Origin of the sequence: Streptomyces sp. NPDC096132 (assembly GCF_044763345.1) — a bacterium.
GTDB lineage: Bacteria > Actinomycetota > Actinomycetes > Streptomycetales > Streptomycetaceae > Streptomyces.
This window is the reverse complement of sequence record NZ_JBIWGA010000006.1, coordinates 97,639-113,071: the sequence shown is the minus strand read 5'-3', so window position 1 is coordinate 113,071 and position 15,433 is coordinate 97,639. Positions and strand designations below refer to the sequence as shown.

The 15,433-nt window shown below is 73.3% G+C and carries 16 protein-coding genes; 12 read left to right on the top strand and 4 right to left on the bottom strand.

What is annotated here, in order from left to right:
* Positions 1-68 precede the first annotated feature (68 nt).
* Positions 69-1,571: a CehA/McbA family metallohydrolase gene (locus ACIRF9_RS16165; protein WP_403822421.1), complete on the bottom strand. Its 1,503-nt coding sequence runs from the start codon at positions 1,569-1,571 to the stop codon at positions 69-71.
* 136 nt (positions 1,572-1,707) lie between these two features.
* Here ACIRF9_RS16165 and ACIRF9_RS16160 point away from each other — a divergent pair, with 136 nt between their 5' ends.
* A complete protein-coding gene (locus tag ACIRF9_RS16160; protein WP_403821538.1) occupies positions 1,708-2,553 on the top strand; it encodes an LLM class F420-dependent oxidoreductase in 846 nt (281 codons plus the stop codon).
* A gap of 3 nt (positions 2,554-2,556) precedes the next feature.
* Here the strand turns inward: ACIRF9_RS16160 and ACIRF9_RS16155 are convergent, their stop codons facing one another.
* Complete coding sequence (locus ACIRF9_RS16155; protein ID WP_403821535.1) at positions 2,557-2,808, bottom strand: acyl-CoA carboxylase epsilon subunit; 252 nt, start codon at positions 2,806-2,808, stop codon at positions 2,557-2,559.
* Positions 2,805-4,382, bottom strand: a complete 1,578-nt coding sequence (locus ACIRF9_RS16150) for an acyl-CoA carboxylase subunit beta (protein WP_403821532.1) — start codon at positions 4,380-4,382, stop codon at positions 2,805-2,807. Before ACIRF9_RS16150 ends, ACIRF9_RS16155 begins: the two co-directional genes overlap by 4 nt.
* 95 nt (positions 4,383-4,477) lie before the next feature.
* Here ACIRF9_RS16150 and ACIRF9_RS16145 point away from each other — a divergent pair, with 95 nt between their 5' ends.
* Positions 4,478-5,527, top strand: coding sequence for an acyltransferase domain-containing protein (locus ACIRF9_RS16145; protein ID WP_403821529.1), 1,050 nt, complete (start codon positions 4,478-4,480; stop codon positions 5,525-5,527).
* Here the strand turns inward: ACIRF9_RS16145 and ACIRF9_RS16140 are convergent.
* The gene (locus ACIRF9_RS16140; protein ID WP_403821527.1) at positions 5,488-8,043 is read right to left on the bottom strand and encodes a multicopper oxidase domain-containing protein; all 2,556 of its coding nucleotides are present in this window, start codon (positions 8,041-8,043) and stop codon (positions 5,488-5,490) included. The genes ACIRF9_RS16145 and ACIRF9_RS16140 overlap by 40 nt on opposite strands.
* Before the next feature lie 124 nt (positions 8,044-8,167).
* Here ACIRF9_RS16140 and fabG point away from each other — a divergent pair, with 124 nt between their 5' ends.
* From fabG to ACIRF9_RS16090, 10 genes are all read left to right on the top strand, one after another.
* Positions 8,168-8,908 (top strand): 3-oxoacyl-ACP reductase FabG, encoded by a 741-nt coding sequence (gene fabG, locus ACIRF9_RS16135; RefSeq protein WP_403821524.1) that lies wholly within the window; start codon positions 8,168-8,170, stop codon positions 8,906-8,908.
* Positions 8,905-10,377, top strand: coding sequence for a peptide MFS transporter (locus tag ACIRF9_RS16130; RefSeq protein WP_403821522.1), 1,473 nt, complete (start codon positions 8,905-8,907; stop codon positions 10,375-10,377). The genes fabG and ACIRF9_RS16130 overlap by 4 nt, the downstream gene beginning before the upstream one ends.
* 182 nt (positions 10,378-10,559) lie before the next feature.
* Positions 10,560-10,880: a TcmI family type II polyketide cyclase gene (locus ACIRF9_RS16125; RefSeq protein WP_403821519.1), complete on the top strand. Its 321-nt coding sequence runs from the start codon at positions 10,560-10,562 to the stop codon at positions 10,878-10,880.
* 71 nt (positions 10,881-10,951) lie between these two features.
* On the top strand, positions 10,952-11,377 hold the full coding sequence (locus tag ACIRF9_RS16120; RefSeq protein WP_403821516.1) for a cupin domain-containing protein: 426 nt from the start codon (positions 10,952-10,954) through the stop codon (positions 11,375-11,377).
* On the top strand, positions 11,374-12,639 hold the full coding sequence (locus tag ACIRF9_RS16115; protein WP_403821513.1) for a beta-ketoacyl-[acyl-carrier-protein] synthase family protein: 1,266 nt from the start codon (positions 11,374-11,376) through the stop codon (positions 12,637-12,639). Before ACIRF9_RS16120 ends, ACIRF9_RS16115 begins: the two co-directional genes overlap by 4 nt.
* Positions 12,636-13,868 (top strand): ketosynthase chain-length factor, encoded by a 1,233-nt coding sequence (locus tag ACIRF9_RS16110; RefSeq protein ID WP_403821510.1) that lies wholly within the window; start codon positions 12,636-12,638, stop codon positions 13,866-13,868. Before ACIRF9_RS16115 ends, ACIRF9_RS16110 begins: the two co-directional genes overlap by 4 nt.
* Before the next feature lie 46 nt (positions 13,869-13,914).
* On the top strand, positions 13,915-14,169 hold the full coding sequence (locus ACIRF9_RS16105) for an acyl carrier protein (RefSeq protein ID WP_403821507.1): 255 nt from the start codon (positions 13,915-13,917) through the stop codon (positions 14,167-14,169).
* 1 nt (position 14,170) lies between these two features.
* Positions 14,171-14,632: an SRPBCC family protein gene (locus ACIRF9_RS16100; RefSeq protein WP_403821505.1), complete on the top strand. Its 462-nt coding sequence runs from the start codon at positions 14,171-14,173 to the stop codon at positions 14,630-14,632.
* Positions 14,629-14,958 (top strand): antibiotic biosynthesis monooxygenase family protein, encoded by a 330-nt coding sequence (locus tag ACIRF9_RS16095; RefSeq protein WP_403821502.1) that lies wholly within the window; start codon positions 14,629-14,631, stop codon positions 14,956-14,958. The genes ACIRF9_RS16100 and ACIRF9_RS16095 overlap by 4 nt, the downstream gene beginning before the upstream one ends.
* Entirely contained in the window at positions 14,955-15,389 is a 435-nt protein-coding gene (locus tag ACIRF9_RS16090) for an SCP2 sterol-binding domain-containing protein (protein ID WP_403821498.1), read from the top strand. The genes ACIRF9_RS16095 and ACIRF9_RS16090 overlap by 4 nt, the downstream gene beginning before the upstream one ends.
* The last annotated feature ends 44 nt before the right edge of the window (positions 15,390-15,433 follow it).

Below are 15,433 nucleotides of genomic sequence, written 5' to 3'. Positions count from 1 at the left end.
CGTCATCGTGGTTGAACGCGCCCGAGCGGAAGCACCCCCGACCGTGTCCGGGCGGGGGTGTGCGGTCCTCACCCCCGCCCCAGGAACACCGGATTGGTGAACGCCGCCAACGCCCCCGGGAGGGGCTGTGCCGTGGCCGCGTGGCGTACCTCCGCCCGTACGTATGCCGCGTACGACGGTGTCGTACGCCACTCCACGACCCCCACCCCCGACGCCGGCAGCGGGGAACCGGTGAACACCACTCCCTCGTCCGTCACGAAGCGGACCGTGCGGCCGGGTGCGCCGGTCACCTCCAGACGGACGGTCACCGGCGCGTCGGCGTCCAGTTCCAGCCGCTCGCCGATACCGGCCCGTTCGCCGCGCCCGCCCGTCGCCGAGAAGGCCAACGACACGGCGCTCGACTCGGCCACGTACGCCCGGCCCGCGCGGATGCCCTCCCGGAGCGCCTCCACCGTCAGGTCGTCCGCCAGGACGACGGTCTGCGGCAGGCCCACCACGTCCGGGTCGCGGTGGGCGTCGCTGTTGCCCACCGCCGGAAGCCAGGTGCCCCTGCCGCCCCGCACCCCCGCCACGAGCATCGCGTCCCACGCCGCCAGCGCCACCTCGTCGTCGGGGGTGTAGGGGCCGTTCCACACCTCCACCGCGTCCGCCTCCCCGAAGCCGAACTTCCAGGCGCAGCCGATGCAGGTGGCGTGCGGATGGGCGGGGATCACCAGGCCGCCCGCCTGTCGGATCCTCCGCGCGAAGCGACCGAAACGGCCCTCCCTCGCCCGGTACCGCCAGTCCACGAAGGTCCCCGGCTCCGTGCCGACCGCCAGGACGTGGCCGTTCCGCGTCGTGACCTCCTCGCCCAGCATCACCAGCAGGTCGTCGCCGGCCACGTCCGCCCACGCCCCGTGTCCCGCGTGGGTGTTGTGCTCCGAGGTGTTGATGAAGTCCAGGCCCGCCGACCGGGCGAGGGCCCCGATCTCGGCGGGGGTGCGGCGGCCGTCGGAGTACCAGGAGTGGAGGTGGCAGTCGCCCCGGTACCAGGCCCGGCCCCGGCCCCGCGCGAAGGAGGGCGGGTAGGTCACGGGCGCGGCCGGCGACGGCTCCCCGTACGTCAGCGTCACGGTGATCTCGTAGGTCAGGCCCTGCGGCGCCACCGTGTACGGGCCGAGCGCGATGTGCCACCGTCCCGCCCGCACCGGGCCCGCCACATACCCGGGCGTGGCCCCGTCCGCTCGGACGAAGAACTCCGTCCGAGCGCCCCCCGACCAGCCCCGGAAGCCCTCCCCGCCCAGCTCCGTGCCGCGCTCGTCGAAGAGGCCGATGTCGAGCGCGTTGCCGGGGGTGCCGGCGGGGACGGAGGGACGGTCGTAGAGGTACGAGATCCTCAGCTCCCGTACGCCCGACGGGACGTCGACCGGGACGTACACGAAGTCGGGGGAGCCGGGCGGCAGGGTGCCCCGTACCGTCCGCGTCTCCCGCTCCGGTGTCTCCGGCTCTCGTCCGTCGGCCGCGGCGAAGCTCACGTCCCCCAACGTAAGCGCGGCGGCGGCACCCGTCGTCAACAGTGCGCGGCGTGCCATGGGGATGTCCTGTGCGTCCGTCACGGAGTCACCCTTCTCACAGTGCCGACCGGTCGGTATGGACACCGACCCCTTCTCCCGGTACAGATGAACCGGCACAGATGAACACAGAGGAACCGGCATCGAAAGGCCCGCCATGCGCATCGCCGTCACGATCTTCCTCACCGACGAGACGATCACCCCGACCCGCCTCGCCCGTGAGCTGGAGCAGCGCGGCTTCGCCGGGCTCTACCTGCCCGAGCACACGCACATCCCGGTGGAGCGGACCACCCCGTACCCCGCCGGTGGTGACCTGCCGCGCGAGTACGGCCGTACGCTCGACCCCTTCGTCGCCCTCGGCCAGGCCGCCGCCGTCACCGAGGGCCTCGGCCTCGGCACCGGCATCACCCTCGTGGCCCAGCACGACCCGATCGACCTCGCCAAGCAGATCGCCACCGTCGATCACCTGTCCGGCGGCCGCCTCACCCTCGGCCTCGGCTTCGGGTGGAACGTGGAGGAGGCCGCCGACCACGGCGTGGAATGGCGGACGCGGCGGGAGCTCGTCCGGGACCGGATGGGGCTGATGCGCGCCCTGTGGAGCGAGGAGCCCACCCCGTACGAGGGGGCGTACGGCTCCGTCCGCGCCAGCTCCGCGCACCCCAAGCCGGCGCAGAAGCCGCGTGGTCCGGTGGTCGGGCCCCGCACCCTCGTCGGCGGTGCCGCCGGGCCGAAGCTGTTCGCCCACATCTGCGAGTACGCCGACGGCTGGCTGCCGATCGGCGGGCGCGGGCTGTCCGAGACCCTGCCGGTGCTGCGCGCCGCGTGGGCGGACGCCGGGCGGGAGCCGGAGGCGCTCCAGATCGTGCCGTACGCCGTCCACCCCTCCCCGGGCAAGCTCGCGTACTACGCCGACCTCGGCATCGAGGAGGTCGTGCTGCAACTGCCGCCGGCCGGGGAGAGCGACGTCCTCAAGGTCCTCGACGAGTACGGCCGCCACCTGTGAGGCTCAGCCGGTGAACGACTCCCGCCACTGCGGGCCCGGGGCGGCCGCCCAGGCGGGAGCCGCCGTGGTGCGGGCCGCGGAGGGGCGGGCCGCGTCCGGCCACCCGGCCCGCAGCGGGCCCGGCGGGGTGGCGGCGAGGCCCCGGCCGGACGCGGTCAACACGGTGAGGACCACCAGGACGGCGGCCAGCTCGTCCGGACGGGGAGTGCCGCGCACGACGCGCACCAGGCCACGGAGGTCCCGGGCCGCGGTCACTGGGGCTGGTTCCCGTGCTTGCGGCTGGGCAGGGGAGCGTGCTTCGCGCGCAGCACGGCGAGCGCGTCGATCAGCCGGGCCCGGGTCTCCGAAGGGTCGATGACGCTGTCGACGAGCCCGCGTTCGGCCGCGTAGTAGGGGTGCATCAGCTCCGTGCGGTACTCCTTGACCAGCCGGGCGCGGGTGGCCTCGGGGTCGGCGGCCGCCGCGATCTCCCGCCGGAAGATCACGCCTGCCGCGCCCTCCGCCCCCATCACCGCGATCTCGTTGTGCGGCCAGGCCAGCGACACGTCCGTCCCGATGGAACGGGAATCCATCACGATGTACGCGCCGCCGTACGCCTTGCGCAGGATCACCTGGACCCGGGGCACGGTGGCGTTGCAGTAGGCGTACAGCAGCTTGGCGCCGTGCCGGATGATGCCGCCGTGCTCCTGGTCCACTCCGGGCAGGAAGCCGGGCACGTCCACCAGCGTCACCAGGGGGATGTTGAAGGCATCGCACATCTGCACGAACCGCGCCGCCTTGCCCGAGGCGTCGATGTCCAGCACCCCGGCGAACGCGGCGGGCTGGTTGGCGACGATCCCGACGACCCGGCCGTCCAGCCGGGCCAGCGCGCAGACGACGTTGGTGGCCCAGTTCTCCTGCACCTCGAAGACGTCGCCGTCGTCCACGATCTCCGCGATCACCGCCCGCATGTCGTACGAACGGCCCGGATCCGCCGGCACCAGGTCCAGCAGCGCTTCGGTGCGCCGGTCCGCCGGATCCGAGGCGGCCACGGCGGGCGGGAGTTCGCGGTTGTTGGCCGGCAGCATCGACAGCAGGTGCCGTACGTCCTCCAGGCAGGACCCCTCGTCGTCGTACGCGAAGTGCGCCACGCCCGACAGTGACGCGTGGGTGTCCGCGCCGCCCAGCCGCTCGTGCGAGACGACCTCGCCGGTCACCGCCTGCACCACATCCGGGCCGGTGATGAACATCTGTGCGATGCCGCGCACCATGAACACGAAATCGGTCAGCGCGGGCGAGTACGCGGCGCCGCCGGCGCAGGGGCCCAGGATGACGCTGATCTGCGGAATCACCCCGGAGTTGCGGACGTTGCGGGTGAAGATGCCGCCGTAGCCGGCCAGCGCCGTCACGCCTTCCTGGATCCGCGCCCCCGCGCCGTCGCACAGCCCGACCAGGGGGGCGCCCGCGGACTCCGCCAGGTCCATCAGCTTGTGGATCTTCTCCGCGTGGGCCTCGCCCAGGGCGCCGCCGAAGATACGGAAGTCATGGGCGTAGGCGAAGACGGTACGGCCGTGCACCCGGCCCCAGCCGGTGACGACTCCGTCGGTGTGCGGCCGGCGGTGCTCCAGGCCGAAGCCGGTCGCACGGTGCCGGCGCAGTTCCTCGGTCTCGGTGAACGTCCCCTCGTCGAAGAGGAGTTCGAGGCGCTCGCGGGCGGTCAACTTGCCCTTCGCGTGCTGGGCCTCGGTGGCCCGCTCGCTGGGACCCTGCCGCACCCTCTCCCGCAGATCGGCGAGTTCGGCGACCCGGTCGGCGACCTGGTCGGTAGGCGATTCATCGACAACGCTCATGCCCGGAGCGTGCGCCCGGACGCTCAAGACCGGCTCGACAGCGCCTCCAACCACGGGTGGAGAACGGCTCCAACCGACCGCGCCAGCCTTGCGGCATGTCATCGTCATCCGCTCGTGAAGGTCATCGGCCCTCCGTCGTCCTGATGTTCCCGGGCACCGGTGCTCAGCACGCCCGTATGGCGGCGGGCCTGTACGGGCACGAGCCGGTCTTCACCGAGGCCGTCGACGCCGTACTGGATCCGCTGGGGGCCGAGGGCCGGGCGGCCCGCGCCGACTGGCTGACACGGGAGCCGGCTCCGCCGCTCGACGCCGACACCCGGGCCGCTCCGCTGCTGTTCGCCGTGGACTACGCCATGGGCCGGCTGGTCGAGAGCTGGGGCGTACGGCCCGCCGCGTACCTCGGGCACAGCATGGGCGAGTGCGTCGCCGCGGTCCTCGCCGAGGTGCTCTCCCTGGCCGACGCGGTCTCGCTGATGTGGGAACGGGTCAGGACACAGCACGCCACACCGCCCGGCGGGATGCTCGCGGTCGCAGCCGGCGCACCGGAACTGGCCGGCTACCTGGGCGACGGCGTGGTGGTGGGCGCCGTCAACGCGCCGCGGCACACCGTGCTGTCCGGTCCGGAGCGGGCGCTGCGCGCGGTGGAGCGCCGACTGACCGCCGACGGCCGCACCAGCCGACGGCTCGCCACCCGCACCCCGTACCACAGCCCCGCCCTGGAACCGGTCGCGCGGCAGACGGAGGAACTGCTGCGCACGGTACGGCGGTCCGCGCCCGCCCGGCCGCTCTACTCCGCCTACCTCGCCCGGCCGGTGCGCGAGGAGGACGTGACCAGCACGGAGTTCTGGGCCGCGCAGCCGACCGCTCCCGTGCTGTTCTGGCGCACGCTGGACCGGGTGCTGGGCGACGGCGACCGGATGCTCGTGGAGGCCGGACCCGGCCAGAGCCTGACCGTGCTGGCGCGCGGCCACCGGGCCGTGCGCTCGGGCCGCAGCGGTGTGCTGAGCACCCTGCCGCCGCGGGCCCTGGGGCCCGAGGAGGACCGGCGAGCCGTACACGCGGCCCGTGAACGGCTCGCCGGCGCGGGCCTCCTCGGTACGCCGGGTCACTCGGGCGTGTTGCCGCTGGACCTGCCGGTCTCGTAGGGGCTGTTCACCCCGTCGTACGCCAGGTGCAGGACCATCCCGTCGCGGGCGTGGTCGAGGTTGTGGCAGTGGTCCGCCCACACACCCGGGTTGTCGGCGCGGAAGGCGACCTCGAACCGCTCGCCGGGCGACACGTTCAGCGTGTCCGTCCACCACGGGCTGCCGTCCGCCCGCTCGCCGTTGCGGGACAGCACCAGCATGCGGTGGCCGTGCAGATGCATCGGATGGTCGTCGAGGCTGCGGTTGAGGAAGGTGACGCGCACCAGATCGCCCTCCCGGACCAGCAGGGCCGGGATGTCCGGGTAGACCGCGTTGTTCACGGTCCACAGCATCATCGGCGCGCCGTCGTAGAAGCCCACGCTGTTGCCGAGAACGAGACGGAAGTCGCGGTCGAAGTCGCTGTCCGGGGTGAGGGGCCGCGGGCCGGCGGGAGTCCCGTAGTGCAGGGGGTCGAACACCGGGCCGCCCGCGTCGGCGGCGGCGGGGACCCGCGCGGCCGGGTCCGCGGCGAGGATCAGCGAGGGGGACGCCAGGTCCCCGTGCGCGCCGTACGCGCCGTCCTCGCCGCAGCCCTCGAAGCCCTGGCTGCCGTTGCCGGCGTTGGCGTCGCCGACCACGGTGAGCCGGACCGCCCCGGCGGGCTGGCGGAACGTCAGGTCGTAGCGGCCGCCGCCCGCCACGCGCAGCAGTCGGCCGCGCACATCGGTCGGCGCGGACACCGCGTTGCCGTCGATCGCGGCGACCTGGAACGAGGTTCCGGTCAGCGCGTAGGTGCGGGGGCAGTTGTCGGCGTTCACCAGGCGCAGCCGTACGGCGGTTCCCGCGGCGACGCGCTCCCGCCGCTCGCCGGTGTCGGCCCCGAAGGCCGTCCGCAGGATGCCGCCCAGTCCGTTGCGCCCGCTCAGCGCGCCGTTCGGAGCGCTCGAGCCCGACGCCCCGCCCACGGGCCACGCGTGCGCGACGACCGTGCGGTCGAGACTCCGCGACGACTGTGTGCCCTCGGTCTGCGCCGTGCCCTCGGTCACCACCAGGGCGCCGAACAGGCCCCGGGCCACCTCGGTGCTGGACTGCTGGTGGGCGTGGTACCAGAAGGTCCCCGCGCGGTTTGCCCGGAACCGGTACACGTGTCGGCCACCCGGCGGCACCGCGTCCTGGGTGACACCGGCCACCCCGTCCTCCGCGTTGGGCACGTCGACCCCGTGCCAGTGCACGGTGACCCCCTCGGCCACGTCCTGGTTGACCAGGGTGACCTCGACCAACGCGCCCTGCGGCACGCGGAGTTCGGGGCCGGGGAGCACGCCGTTGAAGGTGAGCGCGTCCACGTTCTCGCCCGACGCCAGCCGGACGGTCCGCTGCGAAGCGGTGAGCGTGAAGCGCCGGTCGGCGGCGCCCGCGCGCGGCCCGGTCAGGTCCGCGACGGAGCGGGCCGGGGCGGTGCCGGGGCCGGGACCGCCGCCGGTGTCGTAGGTGTGGTGGTGGGCGGTGGCCATCACGTCCGGCAACCGGCTCGCCCGCTCCGCGACCCGGTATCCGCCGGCCAGCACCAGCGCCCCGCAGGTCACGAAGGCCAGCGTACGGACCAGTCGGCGCCCCCACGACACGGGCCGCCAGCCCACCGCTCCGACCACCCCCTGCCGTCGCTGCTGCAGCAGCGTCAGCCCGCCCGCCGCGAGGACCAGCAGCGTCGACTCCAGCAGGAAGAACGCGGTGTACGGCGGCGCCGGCGGATGCAACGTCAGCAGGGCGCCCAGCACGGCGGCGACACCCCCCACCCGCACGGGCACGACGAGCCGGGGACGGGCGGCGGCGGAGCGGAGGGCGGCGGTGCCGTCGGGGGTCGGGAGGGAGGAGCCCTGGAGGGAGGAGCCCTGGACGGAGGAGCCCTGGACGGAGGAGCCCGGGGCACGGGGACCGGATCCGACGCCTGGGCGACGCCCGCTGTCCGCGGGGGAGCCACTGTCCGCGGGGGAGCCGCTGTCCACGGCGGTGATCCCGGCCTCGCCCCGCCCGCCGGTTCCCCCACCGGGGAGAGCGGCCACGCGGGCGAGGGTGTGCTCCGACGCGTCGGTGTCGGCACCCGCACCCCGGCCGGGCGCCGTCGCGGGTTCCCTCGCCGCCTCCGTGGCGCCGGCCGGGCCATTCCTCACCCCACCGACCCGCCGCGCGGCGCCGCCGGCCTCCGCCGACAGCCGCCGGCGGGTCAGGCGCAGGTACTCCGGCACGCTCAGCCAGGCCACCGCGACGCCGACGACGACCTGCGGCACCACCGCCAGGAGGACGAAGTCGGCGGCGCCCCACCAGTCGGTCTCGGCGGCCAGGGCGACGCCCAGGGCGGCGCGGACGGCGAGGGTCAGCAGAGCCGTACCGAGGAGGATGACGCCCAGCAGGGCCCGGCGCCGCAGGGAGTGTGGGTTCGGGCGGGTCGCCAGACGGCGCGCGCCGCGCGCGGCGAACAGCCAGCAGACCGCGGCCAGCACCGACCACAGCAGGTTCTGTTCGAAGAGGTTTTCCACCATGGGGGCAGCCTGGCCGCGCTCCTTCGAGGCTCCCTCGAGGCCGCTCGCCGATTCTCGCGGTGACTGCGGGCCCGCCGCGGTCACGGCGGTCCGGTGCCGCCGCACCACAGTCCCGGGGGTACGGATGCAGGACAAACGCTGTGTACTGGTGACCGGCGGATCACGGGGCATCGGCCGCGCGATCGCCGTCCGGCTGGCACGCTCCGGCCATGCCGTCGGCTTCTGCTCCCGAGCCGCCGACGAGGCGGCCCTGGAGACCGCCCGCCTGGTCGCCGAGGCGGGCGCGCCGGTCCATCACGTCGTGTGCGACGTCACCGACGCCGACGCGGTCCGCGCCTTCGCCGAGGAGTGCGAGGAGAAACTGGGCCCGCCCTACGGCGTCGTCAACTGCGCCGGCGTGCTGCGGGACCGCCCGATGGCGCTGATGTCCGCGCAGGACTGGCAGGCGGTCGTGGGCACCAGCCTGGACGGGGCGTTCCACGTCACCCGTGCCGTACTGCGCGGCCTGATCTCCCGGCGGGCCGGCGCCATCGTCAACGTCTCGTCGGTCATCGGGGTGTACGGCAACCCCGGCCAGACCAACTACGCCACCGCGAAGGCCGGACTCAACGGCCTCACCCGCGCCCTCGCCAAGGAGGTCGCGCCGTACGGGGTGCGGGTCAACGCCGTCGCCCCCGGCTTCATCGACACCGACATGCTCGAGGGCATGACGGCCAAGGCCCGCGAGGCCGCGGTGGGCAAGATCGCCATGCGCCGCTTCGGGACCGCGGAGTCCGTCGCCGCGCTGGTGGCGTTCCTGCTCTCCGACGAGGCGGACTACGTCACCGGACAGGTGGTGCAGATCGACGGCGGGATATCCCTGTGACCGGCCGGCCGGTCACCGTCCGCGCCTCGGACGCCCCCACCGCCGCGCCGGTCTGGAGCCTGCTGCGCGAACGCTGGTTCAGCACGCTCTTCCTCACCGACATGTGGGAGCGCTTCAGCTTCTACGGCATGCAGGCCCTGCTCTTCCTGTACGCGACCGCGCCCGAGGCGGAAGGCGGGCTCGGTCTCTCCGACGGATCGGCGGGCGCGCTGTTCGGGCTGTACATCTCCGCCTCGTTCCTCGCCGCGATGCCCGGCGGCTGGCTCGGGGACCGGGTGCTCGGCACCCACCGGGCCATGCTGACCGGCGCACTGCTCATCGCCGCCGGCCATCTGTGCATGACGGTCCCGGCCCACGCCGGTTTCTACGGCGGACTGTGCCTCGTGGCCGGCGGCACGGGGTTGCTCAAGCCCAACCTCCCCGTCATGTTCGACCAGATGAACCCGGGCGCGGACAGCGCCCGGCGCCGCGCCGCCTTCTCGCTCTTCTACATGAGCATCCAGGTCAGCGCGCTGGTCGGCCCGCTGGTCACCGGAATCCTCGGCGAACGCGTGAACTGGCACCTCGGCTTCGGGGCGGCCGCCGCCGGCATGCTCCTCGGCGTGCTCCAGTACGTGGCGGGTGCCTCCTCGCTGTCCGGCGCCCGCACCGGCCCGAGCCGCCCGCTGCCGCCTGCGGCGCTGCGCCGGTTCGTCCGGGGTGCCTGGGCGGCGGCGGCCGCCGCCGTGCTGGTCGCGGCCGGTGTGGTGGCGGCCGGCGGGATTCCGCTGCGGCCGGTGCTGGCGCTGTGCGGTCTTGCCTCGCTGGTGCTGCCCGTCGTCGTCTTCCGCCGGCTGCTGCGCGCCGAGGGCCTGGACGGCGCGGCCCGCGAACGCCTGCGCGCCTACCGGGCGGTGTTCGTGCCGTCGGTGCTGTTCTGGGCCATGTACGGCCAGATCGGCTCCGTCTTCAGCCTGTTCGCGCGCGAGCACACCGACCGGGAGCTGGCCGGATTCACCGTGCCGGCCAGCTGGTTCCAGTCCGCGCACCCGCTGTTCCTGCTCCTGCTGGCGCCGCTCTCCGCCTGGCTGTGGCTGCGGATCGGCGACCGCGCCGGCACGGCCCGGAAGTTCTCCGTCGGGCTGTTGTGCGCGGCGGGCGGCTTCCTGGTGCTGGCGGCCGGCGCGGGGCTCGCCGTGGACGGCCGCCCGGTGTCCCCCCTGTGGCTCCTGGGCGCCTTTTTGTGCATGACCTGCGGGGAGCTGGTCTTCGGGCCGGTCGGCCTGAGCACCACCGCAGAGGTCGCGCCCGACGGCCACCGCAGCCGCATGATGGGCCTGTTCTATCTGGGCGCCGCCCTCGGCGCGGGCGTCGGTGGCCAGCTGTCGCACCTGGTGGGCGTCCTGCCGCTCTGGGCCTACCTGGCGGGATTCACGGTCACGGCCGCCACGACGGCCCTCGTCCTGTCCCGCAGAACGGTTCGGGTCTGATGTCGAGTTGGCCTGGACGAGCCCTCAAGGCGCCCGACCCACCATCGATTCCAGGCCGCCGGACCAAGGCACCGCTCCCGCTCCTTCGGTGAGGCCGTACCGCCCGCGTGTCCCCCCGGCCTTCGCTCAGGCCGCTCTCTCCTCTTCCCTCTTCTGTCCCCGTCCCGCCCAAGGGAGTTCCCATGGCTCATCGCACCCTCATCGTCGCGCGGATGAACCACGACGACGCGGACAAGGTGGCGGCGCTCTTCGCCGAGTCCGACGCCACCGAACTGCCGCACATGATCGGTGTCCAGCGCCGCACGCTGTTCCGGTTCCACGGCCTGTACTTCCACCTGGTGGAGGCCGAGGAGACCATCGGCGAGCGCCTCTACCAGGCCCGCAGCCACCCGCTCTACCAGGACATCAACGTCGCGCTCCAGCAGTACATGACGCCCTACGACCCCGCGTGGCGCGAACCGAAGGACTCCATGGCCGAGCCCTTCTACAGCTGGACGCCCTGATCCCACCGCTCTGTTCGCCGCACCCTCCTCATCCGTCCGGGATTCCCACTCCCCACACCTGTGGAGCAACCATGCAGACCACCGGCCTCACCAAGGTCGCCCTCGACGACGTGGCCCCCAACCGCAGGCGCGGGGGCGATCTGCGCGTCCTGCTCAGCCCCAAGACCTGCGGTGCCACGTCCGGCTTCATGGGCGTCGGCACGCTGGAGCCCGGGGAGTTCGTCTCCGAGCACTACCACCCCTACTCCGAGGAGTTCTTCCACACCGTCCGGGGCCGGATCCTGCTGCGCGTCGAGGGCAGGGAACTGGTGCTGGAGGAGGGGGAGTCCTTCATGGTCCCCATCGGCGTCCGGCACCGCATCGAGAACCCGGGTGACGAGCAGGCCCACGTGGCCTTCTTCCTCAGCCCGCTCGCGCCCCGCCCCGACCTCGGCCACGTCGACTGCGAGCCGCTGCCGGGCGAGGGGACCCTGCCCGAAGTGGGTGACGCCCGATGACCGCACGCGCGGTGATCACCGGCATCGGTGTCGTGGCTCCGGGCAGACCCGGCCGCGAGGAGTTCTGGGAGATGATCGTCAAGGGCCGTACGGCGACCCGGCGCATCACGCTCTTCGACCCGACGCCGTACCGCAGCCGCATCGGCGCCGAGGTCGACTGGGACCCGGAGCAGGCCGGACTGTCGTACCAGGAGATCCGGCGCACCGACCGGGCCGGCCAGTTCGCGCTGGCCGCCGCCCGGGAGGCGGTCGCCGACAGCGGCCTCGACCTGGCCGCGACGGACCCCCACCGCCGGGGGGTGAGCATCGGCAACGGCGTCGGCAACGCGATCTCGATGGAGCAGGAGTACCGCACCGTCAGCGACAACGGCCGCCAGTGGCTCGTCGACCCCGGCTACATGGTGCCGCACCTGTACTCGTACGTGATGTCCAGCTCCCTGGCCACCGAAGTGGCCTGGGCGGTGGGGGCCGAGGGGCCGTCCACGGTGGTCAGCTCGGGCTGCTGCGCCGGCATCGACGCCGTCGGGTACGCCGTCGACCTGATCCGGGAGGGCTCCGCGGAGGTGATGGTCGCCGGGGCCACGGACGCGCCGATCTATCCGATCACCGTGTCCTGCTTCGACACCCTGCGCGCCTCCTCCACCAGCAACGACGACCCCGAGCACGCCTGCCGCCCGTTCGACCTGCGGCGCAACGGCCTGGTCCTCGGCGAGGGATCGGCGGTGTTCGTCGTCGAGGAACTGGAGCACGCCCGCCGCCGCGGGGCCCGGATCTACTGCGAGGTCGCCGGATACGCGGCCCGGGCCAACGGCTACCACATGACCGGACTGCGGCCTGACGGACGGGAGATGGGCGAGGCCATCACCGCGGCGCTCGACGAGGCCCGGATCAACCCGGACGAGGTCGACTACGCCAACGCCCACGGCTCCGGCACCCGGCAGAACGACCGGCACGAGACGGCCGCGTACAAGCGCAGTCTCGGCGACCACGCCTACCGGATCCCCGTCAGCTCCATCAAGTCGATGGTCGGGCACTCGCTCGGCTCGATCGGCTCCATCGAGATCGCGGCCAGCGCGCTCGCCATCGACCGGGGCACGGTGCCTCCCACCGCCAACTACGAGGAGCCCGATCCCGAGTGCGACCTGGACTACGTCCCCGGCACCGCCCGCGAGGCGGAGCTGGACGTGGTGCTCAGCGTCGGCAGCGGCTTCGGCGGTTTCCAGAGCGCCGTGGTCCTGACGTCACCGAGGAGGATCGTGTGAGCGCCGTACGCGAGCGGGCGTCCGCGCCCGTCATCACCGGCGTCGGGGTCGTCGCGCCCAACGGGCTGGACCGGGAGACCTGGTGGCGGGCGACCCTCGAGGGCACCTCGGGGCTGCGCCGGATCAGCCGCTTCGACCCGGCCCCCTACTCGGTCACCGTCGCGGGGGAGGCCACCGGCTTCGACCCGGCCGACCACGCCCCGGCCCGGCTGGTCGCCGAGACCGACGCGATGACCCAGTACGCCTACGCCGCGGCCAACGAGGCCCTGGCCGACGCGGGCGTGGCCGAGGACTCGCTCGCCGACCTGGACATGGCGGCCATCACCGCCAACTCCTCCGGGGGTGTCGAGTTCGGCCAGCGTGAGCTGCAGAAGCTGTACTCCGAGGGGCCGCAGGCCGTCGGCGCCTACATGTCCATCGCCTGGTTCTACGCGGCGACCACGGGACAACTGTCCATCCGGCACGGCATGCGTGGGCCCTGCGGGGTGCTCTGCTCGGAGCAGGCCGGCGGCCTGGACGTGCTGGCGCAGGCCCGCCGGGTCCTCGCCAAGGGCACCCGGCTGGTCCTGTCCGGTGGCACCGACGCCTCGCTGTCGCCGTACGGCATGGTCTGCCAGCTCTCCAACGGGCGGCTCAGCGAGGAGCCGCGGCCCGACCGCGCGTTCGTGCCGTTCGATCCGGAGGCACGCGGCTATGTGCCCGGGGAGGGCGGCGCGATCCTCGTCGTGGAGAGCGCGGCCGACGCCCGCGCCCGGGGCGCCGGACGGATCTACGCCGAGCTCGCGGGCTACGCCGCCACCACCGACCCGCGCCCCGGCTCCGGCCGCCCGCCGGGCATCCGGCGGGTGATCGAACTCGCCCTCGAGGACGCCGGGACGGCCGCCGAGGACATCGACGTCGTCTTCGCCGACGGCTACGGCGTCCCCGAGCTGGACCGCCAGGAGTCCGAGGCGCTCGCGGCGGTCTTCGGACCGGCCGGGGTGCCGGTGACCGTCCCCAAGACGATGACCGGCCGCCTCTACGCCGGCGGCGCCGCCCTGGACGTGGCGGCGGCCGTGCTGGCCCTGCGCGACCAGGTGATCCCGCCCTCGGTCAACATCCGCCCCGACCCCGCCCACCGCCTCGACGTGGTCACCGGGCCTCCCCGCGAGACCGCCCTGCGCACCGCCCTGGTGGTCGCCCGGGGGTACGGCGGATTCAACGCGGCCGTAGTGCTGCGCGCCGCATGACCCCTCTCTTTTTCCGCACCGACGTCCCCACTTCCAGGAGGAACGCATGAGCACCATCAGCTTCGAGGACCTGAAGGCGATCATGAGCCGCTGCATCGGTGAGCTCGACGGTCAGGAGATCACCGAGAACGACCTCGGGACGTCCTTCACCGACCTCGGCTACGACTCGCTCGCCGTGCTGGAGATCGCCAGCCAGGTCCAGCGCGAGTACGGGCTGAAGATCCCGGACGAGGCCATCGAGTCGATGGATTCCCCGCAGGCCGTGATCGACTACGTCAACACCAGCCTGGCGGCGGTCTGACGTGGCCCGTACCGACAACGCGATCGTCGTCGACGCGCCCATGGATCTGGTCTGGGACATGACGAACGACGTCGAGACCTGGCCGCAGCTGTTCTCCGAGTACGCCGCGGCCGAGATCCTGGAACGCGAGGGCGCGACGGTCCGCTTCCGGCTCACCCTCCACCCCGACGAGCAGGGCAAGGTCTGGAGCTGGGTCTCCGAGCGCACCCCGGACCCCGCCACCCGGACCGTGCGCGCCCGGCGGATCGAGACCGGCCCGTTCGAGTTCATGAACCTGTACTGGTCGTACACCCGGACCGCCGCCGGCGTGGAGATGCGCTGGCAGCAGGAGTTCACGGTCCGTCAGGGACTGCCCTTCGGGGACGCCGAGATGACGGAGCGGCTGAACACCAACACCCGCCGGGAGATGGCCCGGATCAAGGGCCTCGTGGAGGAGGCCGCACGACGGGCGGTGGCGCGGTGAGCGCCGGTCTGCGCGTCCTGCTGGAGATCAGGATCGCGCCCGGCCGCGAGGCGGACTTCGAGGAACTGTGGCGGGAGCACGCCGAGCACGTCCGCGGGCTCCCGGACAACCACGGCCAGCAGTTGTACCGGCTGGCCGGCTCGGACGGCCACTACACCGTGCTGACCGACTGGACGGATGAGCCGTCCTTCCGGGCCTTCGAGCGCAGCGACGCCCAGCAGGCCTACCTCGGGCGGCTCTGGTCGATGCGTGAGGGCGGCGCGATGAGCCTGCTGGAACCGCTCCACCGGCTGTCCGGTACCCCAACGAACTGGAGGAACGCATGAGTACGCAAGCGGACCAGGTGACCGAACTGATCGAGCTGGTCGAGTCCGTGCCGGCCAAGGAGCTGGAGGCGGTGGTGGCCGCCCGGCAGGGCGGTCTCGACGCGGCCCTCACGCTGATCTTCGAACTCCTCGTGTCGGAGTTCAACCCCGAGAAGGCCAAGGGCCAAAAGGGCGTCTTCCAGTTCGACATCGCCTCCGGCGAGGGCCAGAAACTGCACTACGTGCACGTCGAGGCGGGTACCTGCCGCACCGACAAGGGCCTCCACGAGAGCCCCGACATCACCATCGGGATCAAGTTCCCGGACATGCTCGCCATGGGCGTCGGCAAGCTGCCCGGCGCGAAGGCGTTCCTGACCGGGAAGCTGAAGCTGCGCGGCAGCCCGCTGATGGGGACCAAGCTGGGCGAGTGGTTCGACCACCCCGAGGTCTGAGACGGCGCCCCGTCGAAGGGGCACACGGAAACCGCCGCCGGGTT